General features: G+C 63.7%; 22 protein-coding genes. 16 read left to right on the top strand and 6 right to left on the bottom strand.

From position 1 onward, the window contains the following. Positions 1–8: 8 nt before the first annotated feature. Positions 9–350, bottom strand: coding sequence for an acyl-CoA carboxylase subunit epsilon (locus ABWI03_RS14160; RefSeq protein ID WP_007731147.1), 342 nt, complete (start codon positions 348–350; stop codon positions 9–11). Then, entirely contained in the window at positions 347–1,987 is a 1,641-nt protein-coding gene (locus ABWI03_RS14155; RefSeq protein WP_003940853.1) for an acyl-CoA carboxylase subunit beta, read from the bottom strand. The genes ABWI03_RS14160 and ABWI03_RS14155 overlap by 4 nt, the downstream gene beginning before the upstream one ends. A gap of 115 nt (positions 1,988–2,102) precedes the next feature. On the opposite strand from ABWI03_RS14155, the gene ABWI03_RS14150 reads away from it, so the two are divergent. The 5 genes from ABWI03_RS14150 (at position 2,103) to ABWI03_RS14130 (ending at position 6,358) form a co-directional block, all read left to right on the top strand. Next, complete coding sequence (locus ABWI03_RS14150) at positions 2,103–2,957, top strand: biotin--[acetyl-CoA-carboxylase] ligase (RefSeq protein ID WP_124566422.1); 855 nt, start codon at positions 2,103–2,105, stop codon at positions 2,955–2,957. A gap of 118 nt (positions 2,958–3,075) precedes the next feature. After that, a complete protein-coding gene (locus ABWI03_RS14145) occupies positions 3,076–3,651 on the top strand; it encodes an HdeD family acid-resistance protein (RefSeq protein WP_003941007.1) in 576 nt (191 codons plus the stop codon). Positions 3,652–3,724: 73 nt separating this feature from the next. Beyond that, entirely contained in the window at positions 3,725–4,291 is a 567-nt protein-coding gene (locus ABWI03_RS14140) for a PH domain-containing protein (protein ID WP_095969067.1), read from the top strand. A 37-nt stretch (positions 4,292–4,328) separates the two neighbouring features. Then, positions 4,329–5,009, top strand: coding sequence for a response regulator transcription factor (locus tag ABWI03_RS14135; protein WP_003940916.1), 681 nt, complete (start codon positions 4,329–4,331; stop codon positions 5,007–5,009). A 26-nt stretch (positions 5,010–5,035) separates the two neighbouring features. Next, entirely contained in the window at positions 5,036–6,358 is a 1,323-nt protein-coding gene (locus ABWI03_RS14130) for a sensor histidine kinase (protein WP_095969068.1), read from the top strand. A gap of 26 nt (positions 6,359–6,384) precedes the next feature. On the opposite strand, the gene ABWI03_RS14125 is transcribed toward ABWI03_RS14130, so the two are convergent. Next, positions 6,385–7,002 (bottom strand): GtrA family protein, encoded by a 618-nt coding sequence (locus tag ABWI03_RS14125; RefSeq protein WP_283376994.1) that lies wholly within the window; start codon positions 7,000–7,002, stop codon positions 6,385–6,387. Between the two features lie 191 nt (positions 7,003–7,193). On the opposite strand from ABWI03_RS14125, the gene ABWI03_RS14120 reads away from it, so the two are divergent. The 7 genes from ABWI03_RS14120 to ABWI03_RS14090 all read left to right on the top strand — a co-directional run bounded on the left by ABWI03_RS14120 (position 7,194) and on the right by ABWI03_RS14090 (position 14,590). Next, entirely contained in the window at positions 7,194–8,393 is a 1,200-nt protein-coding gene (locus tag ABWI03_RS14120) for a 5-(carboxyamino)imidazole ribonucleotide synthase (protein WP_251012046.1), read from the top strand. Further along, positions 8,377–8,889, top strand: coding sequence for a 5-(carboxyamino)imidazole ribonucleotide mutase (gene purE / locus ABWI03_RS14115; RefSeq protein ID WP_095969071.1), 513 nt, complete (start codon positions 8,377–8,379; stop codon positions 8,887–8,889). The genes ABWI03_RS14120 and purE overlap by 17 nt, the downstream gene beginning before the upstream one ends. Positions 8,890–8,896: 7 nt before the next feature. Next, positions 8,897–9,274: a hypothetical protein gene (locus ABWI03_RS14110; protein ID WP_166809777.1), complete on the top strand. Its 378-nt coding sequence runs from the start codon at positions 8,897–8,899 to the stop codon at positions 9,272–9,274. A gap of 20 nt (positions 9,275–9,294) precedes the next feature. Beyond that, positions 9,295–10,482: a sensor histidine kinase gene (locus ABWI03_RS14105; RefSeq protein WP_095969073.1), complete on the top strand. Its 1,188-nt coding sequence runs from the start codon at positions 9,295–9,297 to the stop codon at positions 10,480–10,482. Positions 10,483–10,517: 35 nt separating this feature from the next. Further along, positions 10,518–11,210, top strand: a complete 693-nt coding sequence (locus ABWI03_RS14100) for a response regulator (protein WP_124566418.1) — start codon at positions 10,518–10,520, stop codon at positions 11,208–11,210. 135 nt (positions 11,211–11,345) lie between these two features. Continuing rightward, complete coding sequence (locus ABWI03_RS14095; RefSeq protein WP_235171891.1) at positions 11,346–12,143, top strand: ABC transporter ATP-binding protein; 798 nt, start codon at positions 11,346–11,348, stop codon at positions 12,141–12,143. Beyond that, positions 12,140–14,590, top strand: a complete 2,451-nt coding sequence (locus tag ABWI03_RS14090) for an ABC transporter permease (RefSeq protein ID WP_298778208.1) — start codon at positions 12,140–12,142, stop codon at positions 14,588–14,590. The genes ABWI03_RS14095 and ABWI03_RS14090 overlap by 4 nt, the downstream gene beginning before the upstream one ends. 3 nt (positions 14,591–14,593) lie before the next feature. Here the strand turns inward: ABWI03_RS14090 and ABWI03_RS14085 are convergent, their stop codons facing one another. Both ABWI03_RS14085 and ABWI03_RS14080 read right to left on the bottom strand, forming a co-directional pair. Beyond that, complete coding sequence (locus ABWI03_RS14085; RefSeq protein WP_298778206.1) at positions 14,594–15,307, bottom strand: TIGR03089 family protein; 714 nt, start codon at positions 15,305–15,307, stop codon at positions 14,594–14,596. 21 nt (positions 15,308–15,328) lie between these two features. Further along, complete coding sequence (locus tag ABWI03_RS14080; protein WP_298778203.1) at positions 15,329–16,861, bottom strand: LCP family protein; 1,533 nt, start codon at positions 16,859–16,861, stop codon at positions 15,329–15,331. 66 nt (positions 16,862–16,927) lie between these two features. On the opposite strand from ABWI03_RS14080, the gene rfbD reads away from it, so the two are divergent. From rfbD to ABWI03_RS14060, 4 genes are read left to right on the top strand one after another with little or no spacing between them, the layout of a single operon-like run. Then, positions 16,928–17,767, top strand: a complete 840-nt coding sequence (gene rfbD, locus ABWI03_RS14075; RefSeq protein WP_298778200.1) for a dTDP-4-dehydrorhamnose reductase — start codon at positions 16,928–16,930, stop codon at positions 17,765–17,767. 43 nt (positions 17,768–17,810) lie between these two features. Then, on the top strand, positions 17,811–18,725 hold the full coding sequence (locus ABWI03_RS14070; protein ID WP_095969079.1) for a glycosyltransferase family 2 protein: 915 nt from the start codon (positions 17,811–17,813) through the stop codon (positions 18,723–18,725). Continuing rightward, positions 18,722–19,804 carry a mannose-1-phosphate guanylyltransferase gene (gene manB / locus ABWI03_RS14065; RefSeq protein ID WP_378374021.1) on the top strand — a complete coding sequence of 361 codons (1,083 nt, stop codon included), beginning with the start codon at positions 18,722–18,724 and terminating at the stop codon, positions 19,802–19,804. The genes ABWI03_RS14070 and manB overlap by 4 nt, the downstream gene beginning before the upstream one ends. 32 nt (positions 19,805–19,836) lie before the next feature. Next, positions 19,837–20,607 carry an SGNH/GDSL hydrolase family protein gene (locus ABWI03_RS14060; protein WP_298778195.1) on the top strand — a complete coding sequence of 257 codons (771 nt, stop codon included), beginning with the start codon at positions 19,837–19,839 and terminating at the stop codon, positions 20,605–20,607. Here the strand turns inward: ABWI03_RS14060 and ABWI03_RS14055 are convergent. Continuing rightward, positions 20,598–21,158: an NUDIX hydrolase gene (locus ABWI03_RS14055; RefSeq protein WP_298778190.1), complete on the bottom strand. Its 561-nt coding sequence runs from the start codon at positions 21,156–21,158 to the stop codon at positions 20,598–20,600. The genes ABWI03_RS14060 and ABWI03_RS14055 overlap by 10 nt on opposite strands. Positions 21,159–21,161 lie beyond the last annotated feature (3 nt).

The raw sequence follows: 21,161 nt of genomic DNA, 5'->3' as shown, positions 1-21,161 counted from the left end.
AGTGATCGTCAGCTGCGACGGATCGCGGGGTTCAGGTACGCGTACGGCGAGAACGGCGCACGCGTGCGGTGGAACTGAGTCGGATCGCCCCAGGTCTCCGCGGGAACGTTCGACTCGGGAGCTTGACCACTGCCGGCAGCGGCAGCGAGCACGCTGACGAGTGCTGCGATCTCGACGTCGGTGGGTGAACCCTTGACGATCTTGATGACCGACGCGTCGGATGTCGACGTCTCGGTCAGCTCCGTGAGCGACGCGTCCGTCGCGGTTCCCTCGACTACCGCACCGTTGGTCGGTGCAGTCTCCGCCAGTGCGACATCTTCGCTGAGAATGTCCTCGGTGGTTGCGGTCATAGGGGAATGTTCCCATGCTTCTTGGGCGGAAGGGAAACGGCCTTGCGCTCGAGCAGTCGCAATGCGGAGACGATCTGTCCGCGGGTGTGCGACGGAGGAATCACAGCGTCGACGTATCCGCGCTCGGCGGCGACGTACGGGTTGACGAGGGTGTCCTCGTACTCGTTCTGCAGCTTGAGGCGCAGCGCATCGACGTCTTCGCCGTTCTTGGCGGCTTCGAGAAGCTGCTTGCGGTAGACGAATCCGACTGCTCCGGATGCACCCATGACGGCGATCTGAGCGGTCGGCCATGCCAGGTTCACGTCGGCGCCCATGTGCTTGGAGCCCATGACGTCGTACGCTCCGCCGTAAGCCTTGCGGGTGATGACCGTGATCTTTCCGACCGTTGCTTCGCCGTACGCGTAGAGGAGCTTCGCGCCGCGACGAATGATGCCGTTGTATTCCTGCTCGGTTCCGGGAAGGAAGCCGGGAACGTCGACGAGGGTGATGATCGGGACGTTGAAGGCGTCGCAGGTGCGCACGAAGCGTGCGGCCTTCTCCGAGGCGTCGATGTCGAGGCAGCCCGCGAACTGGGTGGGCTGGTTGGCGACGATGCCGACCGAGCGGCCGTCGACGCGACCGAAACCGACGATGATGTTCATCGCGCGCTCGGCCTGGACCTCGAGGAACTCGTCGTCGTCGAGGATGCGACGGATGACCTCGTGCATGTCGTACGGCTGGTTGGCCGAATCCGGGATGAGGGTGTCGAGTTCGATGTCCTCGGCGGTCAGACTGTCTTCGATCGAACCGACGATCGGGTCGGTGATCTCGCCGCGGGGAGCTGCTGCCTGGTTGTTGGACGGCAGGTAGCTGAGCAGGTCCTTGACGTAGTCGAGGGCATCCTGCTCGCCGGAAGCGACGTAGTGTGCGACGCCGGACTTGACCATGTGGGTGCGAGCACCGCCGAGGTCTTCCATCGTGACGTCTTCACCGGTGACCGTCTTGATGACGTCGGGGCCGGTGACGAACATCTGGGAGGTCTCGTCGACCATCACGACGAAGTCGGTCAGCGCGGGGGAGTAGACGTGGCCGCCGGCGGCGGGTCCCATGATCAGTGAGATCTGGGGGATGACGCCCGATGCCTGGACATTGCGATGGAAGATCTCGCCGTAGAGGCCGAGCGAGACGACGCCTTCCTGGATGCGCGCGCCTGCACCTTCGTTGATGCCGACGAGGGGGCGACCGGTGCGGATCGCGAGGTCCATGACCTTGACGATCTTCTCACCGTAGATTTCGCCGAGCGATCCGCCGAAAACGGTGGCGTCCTGTGAGAAGACACAGACGTCGCGGCCGTCGATGGTGCCGTAACCGGTGACGACGCCGTCGCCGACCGGGCGGTTGTCAGCGAGACCGAAGTTCACACTCCGGTGCCGTGCCAGTGCGTCGAGTTCGACGAAGGAGCCCTCGTCGAGGAGGGCGGTGATGCGCTCGCGGGCGGTCAGCTTGCCTTTGGCGTGCACCTTGTCGATGGCGGCTTCGCCGCTCGGTGCCTGCGCCTGGGCTTGGCGATTCCGCAGGTCCGCGAGCTTTCCCGCGGTCGTGTGGATATCGGGTGCGGCCGCCGCCTCCGGCGCGTTCGGCTCTTGGACAGTGGTCATGGACGTGAGCTTAACGAGAGTGCGTGGGGGGCTTCGAAGGCAGGTCCGATTGTCGCTGTCTTGCAGGCTCAAGCTACTGACCAGTACATTCTCGCCGTCGTCATAGGCTGGGACTATGTGGACCGACTTGAACCGACCGCCCCTCGACGGCAATGCCCTACGACGCGCACTCGTGCGCAGTGACAACGATGACGCGCGCGTTTTCTGGAACCGCCTCGACGTGGTCGAGGAGACCGGCTCGACGAACGCGGATCTCCTTGCGCGAGCGGCAGATCCGGATGCAGACCGTCACGTTCTGATCGCCGAATATCAGGCGAGTGCCCGCGGCCGTCATTCGCGCACCTGGGTGAGTCCGCCGCAAGCGCAGATCTCGATGTCGGTTCTGCTGTCGATGCCCGGAATGAATCTCACGGACATGGGTTGGCTCCCGCTGCTGTCGGGAATCGCCGTCGTCGACGCGCTGCGCAACGTGGCCGAAGTGCCCGCAGAACTCAAGTGGCCGAACGACGTTCTCATCGGTGACAAGAAGGTTGCCGGAATTCTGGCCGAGGTGGCAAGGACTGCGCCCGATCCCGCGGTGGTGGTGGGCATCGGGTTGAACGTGAGCCTGGGTGTGGAGGAGCTGCCCGTCCCGACCGCTACATCACTCCTCGTCGAAGAAGCATCGACTGTCGACCGCGACACCCTCGTTCGAGCAATCGCCCGTGAGTTGGCGACGCAGTTCCGTGCTTGGGAATCATCGAAATGGGATACATCTGTGTTGGCTGCCGAATACCGGCAGCGCTGCGGGACGCTGGGCAAACGAGTCCGCGCGGTCTTGCCGGGCGACAAGGAGGTGTTCGGTATCGCGACCGACGTCGACACTTCCGGCCGCGTCGTCATCGAGATCGAGGGAACAGACGGGGAGACCTTTGCGGTCGCTGCGGGTGATATCACGCACCTTCGGGCCGCCCCGGTAGCCGAATCATGAGCCTTGCCGGATTTTCTGGCACCAAAGTGCTAATTTTTGGCCCTGGCCGGTTTTCGAACCAACCGTCCGTCCTTCATTTCACTTATCTGCGGGATCTACTGAGCTGCCTAGGGGCGTCATGACCACACCGATCGTTGTTCCGACCGAAGCCGAGACGGCCGAGAGCGCTCGCCGCGTACTCACCGGCGTGACGGTGCTGCTCGGTGTCCTCACATTGGGCCTGGGTATCGCGGTACTCGCATGGCCGGATGCCACCCTTTTCGTGGTCGCGGTTGTCATTGCAATTCAGTTGTTCGGATTCGGAATCGTCCAGATCATCCGTTCGTTCGCGGACGTGACGGCTTCAGGTGGAACTCGGACGCTTGTCGCGATCTCCGGCGCGTTGGCAGTGCTCCTCGGATTCCTGGTTCTCCGTAGCCCTTTGCAGACGGTGGTTCTGATCGCATTGGTGATCGGTGCCTGGTGGGTATTCCGCGGTGTTCTCGATCTGGTCGACGCAGCGTCCGGGCACACCGTCGATCGCGGTCTGTCGATCGTGCTCGGAGTCATCAGCATCGTCGCGGGCGCGATCGTCCTTCTGCAGCCCGAACTCTCGCTCGACGTCTTCCGCATCGTGGTCGGCGTATGGATGGTGCTGTACGGCATCATCATCGTCGTGACCCCGCTGGTGCTGCGAAAGATCGCGCAGCCCTGAGCGTGCCCTGAAGACGGGTGTGCCTGAAAGTCGGTGTGCCTGAAAGTCGGTGCGGGGTGGCAGACTTCCCGTCATGGGATATCCCGAAGACGCCCTCGCTCAGGACGAGGAACTGATACTGCATCGCCATCCTCATTGGAAGATGTTGGTGCTTCCGGCGCTGACGTTCGTGCTTGCGACGGCCGTCGCCGGGTTCTTGTTGGGCCTCGCACAGACGAGATTGGACGGCACGGCTCGCACCGTGTCGTCCATTGCCGTCGGAATCATCTGGCTCGGCGTCGTGGCCTGGCGATCGGTTGCGCCGTTCACGGTCTGGAAGTTCACGCATTTCATCGTCACCGATCGGCGGGTGCTCATCCGCCACGGAGTGCTCACACACACCGGTATCGACATTCCCATGGGGCGGATCAGCAATGTTCAGTTCCGCCACGGCCTGATCGATCGAATGCTCAAGACCGGAACTCTGGTCATCGCATCGGCCAGTGACGATCCGCTCGAGTTCGACGACATTCCGGATGTCGAGCATGTTCACGCCCTCCTGTATCACCAGGTTTTCGATTCGACGCAGCAGCCGCCACAGCAGCCACTGCAGCGGCCGATCGTAGAAAACGACGACCCGAACGATCGAAATGGCTGGTAATCAACGTGCAAAGGCGTGTTGTCCGTAGTCTGTTCGTGTGACTGCCGTATTGCTAGCCGAAGACGACGAGGCCATTGCCGCACCCCTTTCCCGTGCATTGGGACGTGAAGGGTATTCGGTGACCGTCGAACCGACCGGACCCGCTGCGTTGCAGCAGGCGCTCGAAGGTGATTTCGATCTGTTGATTCTCGATCTCGGCCTTCCGGGCATGGACGGCCTCGAGGTCTGTCGACAGATCCGTGCGCATCGCACCTCGCTCGCCGTGCTGATGTTGACCGCCAGAACCGACGAAGTCGACTTCGTGGTCGGGTTGGACGCGGGCGCCGACGACTACGTCAGCAAGCCGTTTCGTCTCGCCGAGTTGATGGCACGTGTGCGAGCACTCCTGCGTCGCCACGGTGGCCGTGAGGACACGATCGTCGAGGTCGGTGGCATCAGACTCGAGCCCGCGGCACGACGCGTACTCGTCAACGGTTCCGAAATCGCCTTGGCCAACAAGGAATACGAGCTTCTGCGGGTCCTCCTCGAGCATGCCGGGGAAGTAGTCTCGCGCGATACGATCCTTCGTGAGGTGTGGGGCGACGTCGAGCTTCGTGGATCGAAGACGCTCGACATGCACATGTCGTGGCTGCGCCGCAAGATCGGTGACGAGGGCCCCGCCGTGGAACGCAGAATTGCCACCGTCCGCGGTGTCGGTTTCCGAATCAACACCGACTAGCAACTCGAGAACCAGGAACTGCCGGCATGCGGCGTCGCATATTGCAGTCGATTCTCGCTGTCGTGATCATGACGGCGTTGCTGCTGGGAGTTCCGCTGATTTACACGGCGTGGCTCTGGGTGGAGGACGTGACGCGCAGTGACCTCCGGGTGCGACTCGACCGGATGGCCGCCGAGGTCATCGCACAGGAGGGCACCAACGGACTCGTCGAAGGTGCGTTGAACACCGATTCGCTCAAGGTCCTCACCCCGAACGACGGGCGCCTCGTCGTCGTGTATCCGACCGTCGTCGACGGCGCCGCACGCGTCGACGTCGGTGAGGCGACAGTCAAGAACGCACTCGTCGAATCGCTCGCGATGGGAACCTCAGGCTCGTTGCGCCTCGAGGTGCCGTCGGAGAACCTGCGCACCCAGCAGAAGCAAGCGGTGATGGCCGTCGGCGTGCTCGTGCTTCTGTCCATCACGGCAGGCACCGTCGTCGCTGTGGTCACTGCGCGTCGGCTGGCCGATCCGCTGCAGGATGTGGCCGACCGGGCGGCGCGCCTCGCCGAAGGTGACTTCCGGCCGGATCCTCGTCGGCACGACATCCCCGAACTCGACCGCGTGTCCGACGTGCTCGACGCGGCAACGGTGGAGATTTCGGTGCGGCTGCAACGAGAGCGCGCGCTGGTCGCGGACGTCTCGCATCAACTGCGCAGTCGACTGACTGCAGTGCGGTTGCGCCTGGACGAGTTGTCCGTTCACGAAGATCCTGACGTCGTGAACGAGGCCGAGGAAGCCATGGCGCAAGTAGACAGGCTCACCGACGGAATCGACGACCTGATTCGCTCGTCGCGCACCAGTGGGTCGTCGGCGAGTCTGGTGTCGGTGGTCGGCGAGCTGGAACAGGTGACCCGCGACTGGCAGGCTCAGTTCGACGGAGAGGGGCGCAGGCTCCGCCTACGCGGCGACCGCACAGTGATGGCTGCGACCACAGGTTCGCGTCTGCGTGAAGCTGTTTCCGTTCTGGTCGACAATTCGTTCGAACACGGTGAAGGCACGTGCACGGTGTCTGTCCGATTGATCGACGGTACCGGTCGCAGTTCGTCTCGTCGTGACTCGATGGTGTGCGTCGAGGTCACCGACGAAGGCTCCGGCGTGGAGAACGATCTTGCACCGCACATCTTCGACAGAGGATTTTCGGGGGCCGGGTCCACCGGCGTCGGGTTGGCGCTCGCACGTGCACTGATCGAAGCCGACGGGGGCCGACTGGAACTGCAGAGGCGTAAGCCTGCCTTGTTCGCCGTCTTCTTGCCGGTGGCCAACACTGCTCCGCCCGCGGACGTCGTTCCGCACCGCGAGCCGCGCTGACCGAAAGGCTCGCGCAGACGGGAAACTCAGGAGTGCCCGAGTTCCTCTTCGGCGTCAGGAATGACCGGGTCAGGCGCTGTGGTTTCGGTTAACGCTGCGGTTTCGGATAACGCCGTGGTTTCGGACAATCCTGTGCTGTCGGATAGTTCGAGCGGTTCCGGATTCTCGTCGGGAAACACGAACTTGCGGAAGGCCCAGAATCGGAACGCCATCTGCAGCAGGTTGCCGATGACGTACGCACTGATGAAGTCGGCGATGTTCTCCGTCGCCAAGCTGACTTCGGGTACGCGCAGGTTGAAGACATAACTGGAGATGTACAGCGGGATGAAGCTGATGACGACGCCGATGGCGCTGATGATGAAGAACAGGGCAGCCTCGTGCGCTGGTTCACGGCCACCACGGTTCTTGAACGACCACTCGCGGTTGAGAATGTACGACGCGATCACCGCGACGACGCCGGCGATGATCTTGGCCGTGATCGGCTTGGATTCGAGGATCGACAGCTTGAGTGTGTAGAAGATGCCGGAGTCGATCAGGAAGGTCGTTCCGCCGACGATCGCGAATTTGATCAGCTCGCTGTGACGCAGAGCGATGTCACGAAACGGTTGGGGTATGCGGGCAATGACCCCGTCGACAAATGGCACAACAGATGAGTTTACGAAACGAAACCGCGTTACCACCAATTTGCCGCGGATTCATCAGCAGAATCACAGATTGGGAACGCTGAATGAACGGGCGAACGCGGCACATGACAACATAGAGAGCCGTGACCGGCAACAACGATCCCGCGCAGATCCCCGCCCGCCCGACCACCCCTCGACCGGCAAAAGCATCCATGCCCGTCGTCACCATGATCGGTGGCGGACAGTTGGCCAGGATGACTCACCAGGCGGCGGTGGCCCTGGGCCAGACGCTCCGAGTGCTCTCCGGGACTGCGGACGAGCCGGCAGCTCAGGTCAGCCCCGACGTCGTGCTCGGCAGCCACACCGACCTCGACGCTCTTCGCCGCGCAGCGGTCGGTTCCAACGCGTTGACGTTCGACCACGAGCACGTGCCGACCGAACATCTCGAGGTTCTGGTTGCCGAAGGCGTGAACGTTCAGCCTCCGCCGCACGCTCTGATCTTCGCTCAGGACAAACTGCTGATGCGTCGCAAACTTGCCGAACTGGGCGCACCCGTACCCGCGTACGCCGAAGTGACGTGGGCAGAAGACGTCGTGCGTTTCGGTGCCGAACACGGTTGGCCGCTTGTCATCAAGGCAACACGCGGAGGCTACGACGGCCGGGGCGTCTGGATCACCGACGATCAGGACGAAGCAGAAGCCATTGTCACCGAGCAGCTGGACAAGGGTGTTCCACTGATCGTCGAGGAAATGGTCTCGATGCGGCGGGAACTGTCCGCCATGGTTGCGCGGTCACCGTTCGGGCAGGGTGCTACATGGCCGGTCGTCGAGACCGTTCAGCGCAACGGCCAGTGCGCCGTCGTGATCGCACCTGCCCCCGAGCTGTCGAGTGCCGTTGCCGAGGAAGCCGAGCAATTGGCGCTGCGCATCGCGTCCGAACTCGGCGTCGTCGGCTCGATGGCCGTCGAACTCTTCGAGACGACGGACGGCACTCTCGTGGTCAACGAGTTGGCGATGCGCCCGCACAATTCCGGTCACTGGACGATGGACGGCGCCCGCACCTCTCAGTTCGAACAGCATCTGCGCGCGGTTCTCGACTACCCGCTCGGAGACACCTCGCCGATCGCTCCGGTCACCGTGATGGCGAACGTTCTGGGTGCACCGGAAGCGCCCGAGATGACGATGGACGAGCGTGTCCATCACCTGTTCGCTCGGATGCCCGACGCGAAGATCCACCTGTACGGCAAGGGTGAGCGCAAGGACCGCAAGATCGGGCACGTCAACATCGTGGGCGGCGCCGGATCCATCGACGATCCGAATTATGTTGCCGCAGTTCGGGAACGCGCCGAGCGGGCAGCACATTGGCTTTCGTACGCAGTTTGGACCGACGGATGGGATGTACACGGTGAGTGAGAGCGCGCAGGTCGGCCTGATCATGGGCAGCGATTCGGATTGGCCGACCATGGAAGCGGCAGCCGAAGCGTTGGCCGAATTCGGTATCCGCTTCGAGGTCGGAGTCGTCTCGGCGCACCGTACGCCTCAGCGGATGCTCGACTACGCCAAGGACGCCGCCGGCCGCGGAATCAAGGTCATCATCGCCGGTGCCGGTGGCGCCGCACACCTTCCGGGCATGGTTGCCTCGGCAACGCCGCTGCCCGTCATCGGAGTTCCGGTGCCGCTCAAGTACCTCGACGGTATGGATTCGCTGCTCTCGATCGTCCAGATGCCGGCCGGTGTCCCGGTGGCAACAGTGTCGATCGGCGGGGCTCGCAACGCCGGTCTGCTGGCCGCCCGGATTCTCGGCGCTTCCGATCCCGCACTGCAGCAGCGGATGGTGGCATTCCAGGAGAGCCTGGAGTCGATGGTGCTCGACAAGGACAAGGCGCTTCGCGAGAAACTGCTGGGCTGATCTTCTCGTGTGTGCACGACGCGGGCTGCCGCTGATCCGAGCGAGTCGGGGCAGCGCGCAGTCCGCATTCGTCACTCGCGTCGCCCTGTTCTACGCCGGGCTTCTCGGCGCGGACATCAGCTTCGACGACGAGTCCGGGATCTTTGTCGCTTCCGGGCTACGTGGCGGGTTCGCCAGAGGCGGAACAACTCTCGGTGGTGTGTATCTCACACGGAGAAACACGACTCGATCCGTCCTTCGTCACGAAGCTGTCCACGCAGACCAATGGGCCAGGTACGGAATCGTATTCGGGCTGCTCTACCTGCGTGAGGAGCTGCGTCATCGCGGGCCGCGGAACCGATTCGAAATCGAGGCCGGACTCGAAGACGGCGGCTACCGCACCTGAGCAAAGCTACTGTTGGCGTCATGGCTCGTTTTCCGACTAGTGAACGCTTCGTCCGCTGGAGCGCGGATCATGCTCGCGGTGTGGACATCTGCATCGCGACGGTTGCCGCACTGTTCAGTGTCGTCGTTGCGGTCGAGGCGAGTCCGCTGGCGGTGTTCATCTCGCTGGGCATGACGGTTCCGCTGGTGTGGCGGCGCTCGCGCCCGGAACTCTCCGGCATGGTGATCGCCGGGTTCTCGGTACTGCACGTGATCTTCATCGGCAATACGCTGCTGGCGTCCGCCGTCGTTGTTCCCATCTCCCTGTACGCGCTGGCCGCCTACGGAGCACGGTGGAGTTCACTCACCGGTCTGCTGCTCGCGTTGCTCGGCTCGATTGCCGGGACTGTTCGATACTTCGGCTACGACGGAATTCCGGTGTCTTCGCAGGTCATGCAGTCCGTGGCCGTCATGATCTTCATGCTCGCGGTCTGGGCGTTCGGTGATCTGCGTCGAGTCCGCACCAAACAACTGGAAGGCCTGACCGAGCGCGCACGGTTGCTCGAACTCGAGCGTGCGCAGGAAGCGGAAATCGCGACGATCAGCGAGCGCTCGAGGATAGCGCGCGAGATGCACGACATCGTCGCGCATTCGTTGACCGTTGTCATCGCCCAAGCCGACGGCGGACGCTACAGTGCGGCGAAGGACCCGCAGGCTGCCGTTCAGGCACTCGAAACCATTGCCTCCACGGGCCGCCAGGCGCTGACCGACATGCGCTCGCTTCTGTCGGTTCTGCGCGAGGACACGCCCCGTGACTTCTCGGTGATCCCGGGTGCGGGCGACATCGACAGTCTGTTCCACGAGTTGCGCAGCAGTGGGCTCGACATCGCCGTCAGCGTGACCGGCGAACCACGCGAACTCTCTGCGGGTGCGGGGTTGACGGCGTATCGCATCGTCCAGGAATCACTGACGAACGTTCTCAAACATGCCGGACCAGGAGCACAGGCGAGCGTCGAGATGACGTGGGCTGAAACCGAACTCGTTCTCGGCATCACCGACGACGGACGAGGTGGCAGCGCCGCGCTGGTTGAATCGTCACCAGGCGGACAGGGACTGATCGGAATGGCCGAGCGCGCCAAACTGCACGGAGGCAAAGTTACCGCCGGACCGAAATCTGGCGGCGGATACAGTGTCCGGGCTGTCCTGCCCTACGAACGAACGTCTGGGTAGGTCTTGAAACGTCTGCAGGTCTTAAGGTGAGTGGCATGGACGAACACGTGGCTCCGATTGCAGTGGCACTGATCGACGATCAGCAGCTGGTCCGCGCAGGTTTTCGAATGGTCATCGACTCGCAGCCGGATCTGTCCGTGGTGGTCGAGGCTTCGGACGGTCAGCAGGCATTGACCGAATTGGCCGCCCGTCATGTCGACGTCGTCCTGATGGATGTCCAGATGCCGAAGATGGACGGCATCGAGGCGACCCGTCGGCTCCTGGCCGATCCCGATGCACCGAAGGTCGTGGTGCTCACCACCTTCGACAACGACGAGTACGTGATGTCGGCAATCAGGGCGGGCGCCAGCGGATTCCTGCTCAAGGACGTGCCACCGGAGCAGTTGCTCGACGCCATCCGCACCGTGCACCGCGGGGACGCGGTGATCGAGGCCCGGGCCACCCGGCGACTGCTTCAGCACGTCGGGCCGCTACTGGAAGGTTCGGCGCCCGAAGCGCAGTTGCCCGAAGAGTTGACGCCCCGCGAGGTCGAGGTGCTCGAGGCCATGGCGTACGGGCTGTCGAATTCGGAGATCGCCGCCAAATTCCACGTCTCCGAAACGACTGTGAAAACCCATGTCGGACGGGTTCTTTCGAAGACGCATTCACGTGATCGTGTGCAGGCAGTCGTCTTCGCTTTCCAGATCGGCTTGGTCAAGCGCGCCGACCTCCTCGGTACCGAGGGCTGACGAGCAGTCGTGTCCAGTCCTACCCCGGGATGACACCGGGGTTTCGAAGATCGCCCCGCGCTCCGACGCGGAGACCACTTGCGCTGCAATAACGTCGATTCCGTCATAGCGAGAAGCTTTACGGAGGGCAAAAGAATGCATGCGCACACCACGACGGAACCAGCCGAAGTGCCGGCGATCACCGCGCGCGGTGTCACCAAGGTGTACGGCACCGGTGAGACCACGGTTCACGCGCTCGGCGGCGTCGACGTGGACTTCGGCCGTGAGCGGTTCACCGCGATCATGGGCCCGTCCGGCTCCGGAAAGTCGACGCTCATGCACTGCCTGGCCGGACTCGACACGGTCTCGGGCGGGCAGGTTTTCCTGGGCGACACCGAGGTCACGAAACTCGGCGACACGGAACTCACCGAACTGCGACGCGAGCGAATCGGGTTCGTCTTCCAAGCGTTCAACCTGCTTCCGGTGCTCACTGCTCGGGAGAACATGCTGCTGCCGATGAAGTTGGCAGGCAGTGAACCGTCGCCCGAGTGGATGGACGAGGTGATCGGCAAGCTAGGGCTGTCCCAGCGCCTCGATCACCTTCCGCACGAGTTGTCCGGTGGTCAACAGCAGCGTGTTGCTGTCGCCCGTGCACTCCTGCCGCAGCCCGACGTGATCTTTGCCGACGAACCCACCGGAAACCTGGATTCCCGTTCTGGGACAGAGGTTCTGGGACTCTTGCGCACCAGCGTCCGGGAGACCGGTCAGACGGTCGTCATGGTGACACACGATCCGGTGGCGGCGTCGTATGCGGACCGAGTCGTGTTGATCGCGGACGGGCGCATCGCCGGAGAGATCGACCAACCCACCGTCGATTCGGTGATCGGTGCCATGCGCGCCCTCGGGGCCGACGACTTGGCCGATGTTCCTGCAGCTTCGGGCGCACTGCGATGAAGGGTCTGGCCTTTGCCCAGGCGCGGGCGCATGCCGGGCGCTATGTGGCGTCGATACTCGCCGTGGTGATCGCAGTCGGATACATCGTCGCGACTTTGACATTGAGCTCGACGGTTGATGCGAGTGTGAGTAAATCACTTGCGACGCAATATGAAACCACCGATGTTGTCGCCTCCGGTCCAGGAGTGACAGAAACAGTGCTGAGCGCAGTGCCGGGCGTCTCAGCGGTCGCCGACGACGTGTCGACGTATGTTCGTGTCGATTCCGAGGCAAAGGGCGCGTCCTACGGGGATGCGCTCTCGATCGCCGACAATCCCGAATTGCGTTGGGAGAAGGTGTCGGAGGGGTCGCTTCCCACCGGCCTCGGGCAGGTGTTGGTGAGTGCGGACTCCGGGATACCGATGGGTGCCCGGATCACTGTCACGGCACGAGATTCGACGGTCGGTGCCGCGGCACCCACCGCGGAGGTAGTCGGCTTGGTCGACCTCTCCGGTTCGGCGCAACGTCTGGGCGGGATCAAGATATTCACCACCGCCGAGCAGGTGAGCGCGTGGGCCGGCGACAGCGCCGAACGTGAGTTCCGTGTTGCCGGTGACGGTTCACGCTCTCAGCAGCAACTCGTGGATTTGATCTCGAGCGCGTTGCCCTCGGACTCCACGGTGCTGACCGGAGAAGAAGCCACCGACAACGCCGCAGCGGAATACATGGGCGGCACCAAGATCCTCAGCACGGTCTTGCTCGCCTTCGGCGCCATCGCCGTAGTCGTTGCCGCGCTGGTGATCGCCAATACGTTTGCCGTATTGCTCGCCGCGCGCACTCAGGAACTCGCGTTGCTGCGATGCGTCGGCGCCACGGCCAAGCAGGTTCGCCGGAGCATTCGCAGTGAAGCCGCGGCGGTCGGCGTGATCGCCTCGGTGATCGGCGTCGGACTCGGTGTCGGACTTGCCTGGGCGATCGGTCGCGTAGCAACGGCCGCGGATGTGCCGGTTCCACTTTCGTCACTGAGCGTCACCCCGGTGACCGTCGTGGTCGGCCTTGCTGTCGGCATCGTGATGACGATGCTCGCTGCATCTGCGCCCGGACGGGCGGCAACGAAGTTGTCCCCGTTGGCGGCACTGCAGCCGATGGAATCCAAGCCCGAGAGCGTTCAGGTGTCGGTGGTGCGCCGGGTTCTCGGCGTCGTGATCCTGCTCGCGGGCATCGCGATGACGGTCCTGGGAGTGACGAATCAGCAGGTGCCGGCCGCAACCGCCGGTGGGCTGTTCTCGTTCCTGGGAATCGCAGCCCTGTCCGGTCGAATCGTGCCTGCACTGATCAATGCCGCCGGCGGCGTATTGGCGAGACTGATCGGTCCGGTGGGAAGCCTGGCAGCAGGCAACGCCGGGAGAAACCCACGCCGGACCTCGGCGACAGCCACGGCGCTGTTGATCGGAGTCGCATTGACGAGCACGCTCGTCGTGGGAATCGCGACGGTCAAGGAAGCTGCACCTGCAGCAATGGACAGCCAATTTCCGGTCGACGTGATGGTGAGCAGCTCCGGCTCCGCGCCCCTGCCCGCCGGTTTGGGGACTGACATTGCGGCCGTCAACGGAGTCGGCGCGGTGAGCGGTCTGGACAAGGCCGAACTGACGATCGACGGGCGGGGCTCGTTGGCCGGATTCGGCGTCGACGCTGCTCGGGTGAAAGATGTTCTGCGTACCGAGATCTCGGTACCCACTGCCGGTCAGCTCGTGCTCTCGCCCGCTGATCTGACCGAGTACAAACTCTCGGCGGGCGATACGGCCACGGTGAGAGGGGATCGCGGCGCCGTCAACGTCAGCGTGATCGAAGGCGTGAAAGGTCAACCAGCGCTGCTGGATCGAGGAGATCTGGGTGCAGCGGCCACTGCACCGACCACCGATTCGTACTGGGTCAGGTTGAATACGGATACTGACGAACAGGCGCTCGCCGCCACCGACCGCATCACCGACCTCGCACGCCAGGAAGCCCCGGGCAGCGATGTTCAGGGAATGACCGAGATGCGTTCAGCCCTCGATTCGATCCTCGACACCATGCTCATGGTGGTTGCCGGATTGCTGTCGGTAGCGGTGCTGATCGCCTTGATCGGCGTCGGAAACACGATGGCGCTGTCCGTACTCGAACGGCGCCGCGAATCCGGACTGCTCCGCGCACTCGGATTGACCAAGAAGGGAATTCGAGCCATGTTGATCTGGGAAGCACTGCTGGTGGCAGGAGTTGCATCGGTGATCGGAGTGTTGTTCGGGATGGTGTTCGGCGTAGCGGGCACCGCATCGGTGTTCGGGATCGAGGACGTTGCCCTCAGCGCAGTGCCGTGGGTGCAGTTGGTGGCCATCGTGTTGATCGGCGGAATCTGCGGTGTGATCGCGTCACTGCTCCCCGCTCGGCGGGCGGGACTGGTGTCACCGGTGACAGCACTCGCGAGCTAGCGCTCAGAACTGCTTTGTGACCTTCTCGGTGCCCACTCGGCGCGCGGTAGCTTCCGTGTCCGGGTGGGCCACCTGCACGAGTGAGGCGCCTGCGGCGAGGACCGCCAGAAGCCCGTCGATCAAGTCGTCTGCCGTGTCCCACGTCCGGCTGGAGAGGACACGATCCGTCGACGCCAATTCGATGTTCTTCGCCGATGCACGAGCCGCGTCGATCGTGTCCGCTACGGACCGGCCTTCCAACGCCGAACCGGCTCCGGCGCTGCGGAACTGGTCGCCGTGGACGCGAATGGACGTTGCGTAATCGGCGACGCCGAGCGGAAGATCGCTCAATCCCTTGCCGAACGCGTCGAGTGAGAGTGCGGCTACTTCGGGTACGTCCGCAACCTCGTCCAGGCGGTCGGCGGTGACAAAAGCCAGTTCGGCGTCGGCGTCGGGGGAGAGGACTACCTCACCGCCTGCCCACCACACGCCCAGCAAGACGGCGACGCTCTGCCAGTGTGCGGGCAGCAGCACGGCGACCTTGCCGCCGGGCTCGAGGGCGAACTCGTCCCGAACCATGTTCGCGGTCTTGGCCGCCCAGTTGGCCAGCGTGCTCGCAGACAATTCGATGCGCTCGCCGGTGGCATCGTCGTAGTACGTCACGCGAGGGCCGGCCGGGTCGGCAGTCAAGATCGGTCCGAGGAGGGCGTCGGTCAGGTTGTCTACAGGCGAAGGCACGTCCTCAGCTTACGCAGCCGTTCAGTTAACACAGCGGGGACCGTTGGAGGCTGCATCGATCGGGGGACCGGGCGGTGCGGGGGTGGGGCTGGTCTCGGTGGTGCTCGCCGATTCAGTCGTGGTCGCTGCGCCTTCGGACGGAGATACCGCGTCCGCGGACTGCGGCCCGGAGTAGTCCTCGGCAATGACAACTCGAACCTTGCCCGAGGACAACGACGAATCCGCCTTGACCGTCAGGCCCCCGAGTGCCTCGGCCACCGCGAGTGCAGCGTCGTCGTCCGCGGACTTTGCGAACACCGTCGATTCGGAGACATCGGCGCCGGTGTTGTTGCCGACCTGACCCTGTTTGTACCCGAGGGCACTCAACGCCTCGGAAACTCCGCTGGCCAACCCTGCGATGTCACTGGCGTTCGCGACGTCGACGGTGATCGAGGACGCATTCACGGTGGTCGGTGCCTCCGAGGTCTCCTCCGAGTCCTCGCTGTCGGCGCCGACCAGTCCGGCGATGTATTTCTTGACCGCCTTGGGATCGACCTTGACGATGGACTCGCCGTAATCGGTCATGCCGTTGATGTCGAGAACGGGGATGGTCTCGAATTGCACCTTTCCGCCGGCCAGATTCTGCAACTGCTTGGCGAATTCGATGATGTCCCAGTCGTCGTCGATGACGACGGAACGCTGAACGGCCGAGGTCAACTGACTGAGCTTTCCGGGATCGCTCAACGTTTTTGCGCTGAGTACCTTGCTGACGAGAGAAGCCATGAACACCTGCTGGCGCACGATCCGGTCCAGGTCGCCGCGAGGAAGGTCGTGTCGTTGTCGCACGAAGCTCAGCGCGTCGGCGCCGTCGAGTGTCTGTTTCCCGGCTGCGAAGTTGGCTCCGGACATCGGTTCGTCGACCGGCGCATTGAGACAGACGTCGACTCCACCCACGGCGTTGGTCAGCAGGACGAATCCGAGTAGACCGACTTCGGCGTAGTGATCGACGGTGATGCCGGTCAGATTCGCCACGGCTCCGATGAGCGCGGTTCGGCCGGCTTCCGTCGACTTCTTGTCGGCTTCGGTGTCGGACGACCCGTTGTTGACCAACTTCAGTCGCTCGGTTTCCTTGGTGGCACCGAACGCGGCGTTGATCTTCGACATACCGATACCGGGGACGTTGACGTATGCATCGCGGGGAATCGAGATCGCGGTTGCGGAACTTCCGTCGTTGGGGACGCGGATCAAGATGATGGTGTCGGTGTTGGAGGCGACTTCCTCGCCGGCGCGCAACGAGTCGAGCTCGCTTTGCGAGAGCGGGTTGCCGTGTGCGTCGGTGCGACTGTCGGTACCCACCATCAAGATGTCGATGGCTCCGTCCTTGCCCCCACCGAGGCCGAGGCCGCTGGCAGTGGCCAGGCTGTTTCTCAACGAGTCCACACCCCGCCACGCGAACCCGGTGACCAGCAGTACGAGCACGGAGAGCACCGCGACCGCTATGCGAGCCGGGCTCGTCTTGGTCCGAATCGGCGCAGGTCGTGGACGCGCGCGGCGCTGCGGTTGCTGGTGGGACACTCCTTCAGGTTACTGGTCCGATGCTCGGCCGCGGGTACCTCGGCGCGGCGTGCCAGACTCAACCATGTGACGAATATCCTGCTCACCGGCGCCCGAGGGCAGCTCGGAACACGTATCGATGCTCTCGCAACGTCGGCGGGTCACACTGTGACGGCCGTCGGTTCCCGCGAGCTCGACATCACCGACAGCCGCGCGGTCGACGAGTTCGTCTCGCCTGATTCGGTGGTGATCAACTGCGCTGCGTACACGGCAGTCGATGCTGCCGAGACAGACCAGGAGGCAGCGAGGGCGGTCAACGAGATCGGACCGCTGAATCTCGCGCGAGCGTGTGCGCGTGCCGGTTCGCGGTTGATCCACGTCTCGACGGACTACGTATTTCCTGGCGACGCGAGCACGCCCTACGACGTCGATGCCCCGACCGGTCCCGCGACGGTCTACGGTCGAACCAAACTGGACGGCGAGATCGCTGTTCGAGAGTCGGGGGCCGACGTGGCCGTCGTGCGTACCGCGTGGGTGTATTCGGGTGTCGGTACCGATTTTGTGGCCACGATGCGAAGGCTCGAAGCAGAACGAGAATTCGTGAACGTCGTGGACGACCAGATCGGGTCACCCACGTACAGCGTCGATCTGGCCGGCGGCATCGTCGAACTCGCGCTGCGGGACTTCACGGGTGCGTCGACATTCCACGTGACCAACAGCGGGCAAGCCAGTTGGTACGAGTTGGCGCGAGCTGTGTTCGAGGAGATCGGCGCGGACCCGGCACGGGTGCGCCCGTGCAGTAGCGCGGAGTTCGTACGCCCCGCCCCGCGCCCGGCATATTCGGTCTTGTCCGAGCGCGCATGGGTTACCGCGGGAATGACGCCGTTGCGTCCGTGGCGAGAGGCTCTGCACGCCGCTCTGGCGTGAGCATTGTTCGGGGCAGTGGCCGCGGACGGCTAGGCTGACCGGCGTGAGTCCCAAGCTGGCCGTGGTAACGGTGACCTACTCGCCAGGCGAGCATCTCGAGAATTTCTTGAGCACGCTCGCTGTGGCGACGACAGAAAAACCCCAGGTCATCATGGCCGACAATGGGTCGACCGATGGTGCCCCCGAGGCCGCTGATGCCAAGTACGAGCATGTCCGTCTGCTTCGTACCGGTGGAAACATCGGGTACGGGGGAGCGATAAATCGGGCTGTCGCGGAGATCGATTCGTCGATCGAATTCGTCGTGATTTCCAACCCGGACGTCCAATGGGCACCCGGTTCACTCGACGAATTGGTGGCTGCGGCAAATCGGTGGCCAAGGGCCGGTGCACTGGGGCCGAAGGTCCTCGAACCGGACGGCAGTGTCTATCCGTCGGCGCGAACGGTGCCCGACATCACCTCGGGCGTCGGGCACGCGTTGCTCGGTACGGTATGGCCGAAGAACCCGTGGACTGCTCGTTACCGTCAGGAGAACGAGGCCGTCACCGAGCGTGCCGTGGGGTGGCTTTCCGGGTCGTGCCTGCTGGTACGACGCGACGCCTTCGACACCATCTCCGGTTTCGACTCTCGTTACTTCATGTACATGGAGGACGTCGACTTCGGTGACCGCCTCGGAAAAGCCGGGTGGCTCAACGTATTCGTCCCCTCCGCTGTCGTCACGCATGCCAAGGGTCATGCGGCAGGACGTCATCCGGAACTGATGTTGCCCGCCCACCATCGCAGTGCGTACCAGTTCCAGGCTGATCGCCATCCGCACTGGTGGCAGGCGCCGTTGCGACTCGCCCTGCGTGGTGGCCTCGCTGTGCGATCCAAGATCGCCGTAGCTTCAGCAGTCCGCGAGCGCGCTCGCACCGACAATTCGACCGACAACCCAACAGTTTCGAACCACGGGGGAAAATGATGTCCGATCAGAATCCGACCGACGCCGTAATCCTGGTAGGCGGCAAGGGCACTCGGCTGCGTCCGCTGACGTTGTCGGCACCCAAGCCGATGCTTCCGACCGCCGGCCTGCCGTTCCTGACACATCTGCTCGCCCGGATCGAGGCAGCCGGTATCAAGCACGTTGTGCTCGGAACGTCTTTCAAGGCAGAGGTATTCGAGGACTACTTCGGCGACGGCTCCAAGATGGGGCTCGAGATCGACTACGTCTTCGAGACCGAACCACTGGGCACCGGTGGCGGAATCCGCAACGTGCTCCCGAAGTTGCGTGGCGACAACGTCATGGTGTTCAACGGTGACGTGCTCGGCGGCACCGATCTCAACGGCATTCTCGAGACCCACGAGAAGACGGATGCCGACGTGACCCTGCACCTGGTTCGCGTGGGTGACCCGCGTGCATTCGGTTGTGTTCCGACCGACGAGGACGGACGGGTCTCGGCCTTCCTGGAGAAGACGCAGGATCCGCCGACGGATCAGATCAACGCCGGTTGCTACGTGTTCAAGCGCGAGATCATCGAGCAGATCCCCGAAGGACGCCCGGTTTCGGTGGAGCGTGAGGTGTTCCCGAACCTCCTCGCCGAGGGTAAGCGCGTGTTCGGCCACGTCGACTCCTCGTACTGGCGGGACATGGGCACCCCGGAGGACTTCGTTCGTGGTTCCGCCGACCTGGTGCGGGGCATCGCTCCTTCGCCCGCTCTCGAAGGTCCGCGCGGTGAGTCGCTCGTTCACCCCGGTGCCGGAATCGCGCCGGGTGCCGTCCTGATCGGCGGCACGGTCGTCGGTCGAGGAGCCGAAGTCGGCGCAGGTGCGCGCCTCGACGGTGCAATTCTCTTCGACGGCGCGGTTGTGGAAGCCGGCGCGGTGGTCGAACGATCGATCCTCGGATTCGGCGTCCGTATCGGGCCCCGAGCACTGGTTCGCGACGCCGTCATCGGTGACGGCGCGGACATCGGTGCGCGATGTGAATTGTTGCGCGGCGCACGCGTGTGGCCGGGCGTGACGTTGCCGGACGGTGGCGTGCGCTTCAGCACAGATGTGTGATCGTTAGCTGACCTACTGGAATACTGGTGGGTATGACTTCTCCTCTGAGCCGTTACGTTGCCCTCGGTGACTCGTTCACCGAGGGCGTCGGCGACGCCGACGAACGATTCCCCAACGGTCTGCGCGGGTGGGCAGACCGAGTGGCCGAGCAGCTGGCGGTGAACAATCCCGAGTTCCGCTACGCCAACCTGGCGATTCGTGGTCGCCTACTCGGACCGATCATCGACGAGCAGTTGGAACCCGCCCTGGCGCTGAAGCCCGATCTGGTGACCATCTACGCCGGCGGAAACGACATGATGCGTCCCAAGCTCGACATCGATGCAGTCGTCGCCCGCTACGATTCGGCAATCGGCCGGCTCACTGAATCCGGCGCCCGGGTTCTGATGTTCACCGCGTACGACACCGGATGGTCCGCCTTCTTCGGCAAGCTCCGCGGACGTCTGGCGATCTACAACGAGCTCGTTCGTGAGGTGGCGGACCGCCATGGTGCGACCCTCGTCGACTTCTGGCGATTCTCCGAATATCAGGACCTTCGGATGTGGGACTGGGATCGACTGCACATGTCGCCCGCCGGGCACGAGAACATGGCGACGCGTGTGCTCGACGTGCTCGGTGTCGAACACGGATTGATCCCGCCCGATCTGGGACCGGCGCCGGTTCTCACGAAAGCCGAAACTCGTCGCGAGGATCGTCAATGGGCACGAGAGTTCTTGGTGCCGTGGGTAGCTCGGCGAGTGAAGGGAACGTCCTCGGGGGACGGCGTAAGCGCCAAGCAACCCGAAATGTCCCCGATTCAGTCCTGATTCTTGCGTTGATGTGCGAGCGCGACCAGGTGGTCGATGGTCTCGCGTTCGGCAGTCGGCGGGAGCGCGTCCACCGGCCACCATCGGAGGTCGGCGGACTCTGCGCTCCGGACGATATGCGAATTATCCGGTGCCACAACGAGAAACCGTAGATCGAGATGTCTGGTCGGGACTCCGAGTGAGCACGTGATCGGATGTGTGTGGGCGGAGAGTAAGTCCGCATCTATCCGAACGTCGTGAATTCCGGACTCCTCACGAGCCTCCCGTAATGCTGCATCGACCACCGTCTCGTCGTCGGGTTCGCAGTGGCCGCCGAGCTGAATCCACCGGCCCACCTTGGGATGCAGCGTCAGCAGGACATGGCAGCCACTCTCGTCGAGAACCAGAGACGACGCTGTGATGTGTCCCGGTGCGTGGCGACGAAGGCAGCCGTCCGGAGCCGAATCGAGGAACGCGAGCATCGTGTGCCGCAGTGACTCGTCCGCTTCGGAGGGCGTCACCCAGCCCTCCAGGACGCCCTTGGCCGAGGCGTGCAGCGATTCGGCTGACATGAC

Source organism: Rhodococcus baikonurensis, from assembly GCF_040489275.1.
GTDB lineage: Bacteria > Actinomycetota > Actinomycetes > Mycobacteriales > Mycobacteriaceae > Rhodococcus_F > Rhodococcus_F baikonurensis.
Note: the sequence above shows the minus strand (reverse complement) of the source record. Positions and strands in the feature narration are given on the sequence as shown.

Excerpts from the sequence above, each read along its gene's own strand:
- ABWI03_RS14160 (WP_007731147.1), bottom strand. The coding sequence starts at position 350 with ATGACCGCAACCACCGAGGACATTCTCAGCGAAGATGTCGCACTGGCG.
- ABWI03_RS14155 (WP_003940853.1), bottom strand. The coding sequence starts at position 1,987 with ATGACCACTGTCCAAGAGCCGAACGCGCCGGAGGCGGCGGCCGCACCC.
- ABWI03_RS14150 (WP_124566422.1), top strand. The coding sequence starts at position 2,103 with ATGTGGACCGACTTGAACCGACCGCCCCTCGACGGCAATGCCCTACGA.
- ABWI03_RS14145 (WP_003941007.1), top strand. The coding sequence starts at position 3,076 with ATGACCACACCGATCGTTGTTCCGACCGAAGCCGAGACGGCCGAGAGC.
- ABWI03_RS14140 (WP_095969067.1), top strand. The coding sequence starts at position 3,725 with ATGGGATATCCCGAAGACGCCCTCGCTCAGGACGAGGAACTGATACTG.
- ABWI03_RS14130 (WP_095969068.1), top strand. The coding sequence starts at position 5,036 with ATGCGGCGTCGCATATTGCAGTCGATTCTCGCTGTCGTGATCATGACG.
- ABWI03_RS14120 (WP_251012046.1), top strand. The coding sequence starts at position 7,194 with ATGCCCGTCGTCACCATGATCGGTGGCGGACAGTTGGCCAGGATGACT.
- purE (WP_095969071.1), top strand. The coding sequence starts at position 8,377 with ATGTACACGGTGAGTGAGAGCGCGCAGGTCGGCCTGATCATGGGCAGC.
- ABWI03_RS14105 (WP_095969073.1), top strand. The coding sequence starts at position 9,295 with ATGGCTCGTTTTCCGACTAGTGAACGCTTCGTCCGCTGGAGCGCGGAT.
- ABWI03_RS14100 (WP_124566418.1), top strand. The coding sequence starts at position 10,518 with ATGGACGAACACGTGGCTCCGATTGCAGTGGCACTGATCGACGATCAG.
- ABWI03_RS14095 (WP_235171891.1), top strand. The coding sequence starts at position 11,346 with ATGCATGCGCACACCACGACGGAACCAGCCGAAGTGCCGGCGATCACC.
- ABWI03_RS14090 (WP_298778208.1), top strand. The coding sequence starts at position 12,140 with ATGAAGGGTCTGGCCTTTGCCCAGGCGCGGGCGCATGCCGGGCGCTAT.
- manB (WP_378374021.1), top strand. The coding sequence starts at position 18,722 with ATGATGTCCGATCAGAATCCGACCGACGCCGTAATCCTGGTAGGCGGC.
- ABWI03_RS14060 (WP_298778195.1), top strand. The coding sequence starts at position 19,837 with ATGACTTCTCCTCTGAGCCGTTACGTTGCCCTCGGTGACTCGTTCACC.
- ABWI03_RS14055 (WP_298778190.1), bottom strand. The coding sequence starts at position 21,158 with ATGTCAGCCGAATCGCTGCACGCCTCGGCCAAGGGCGTCCTGGAGGGC.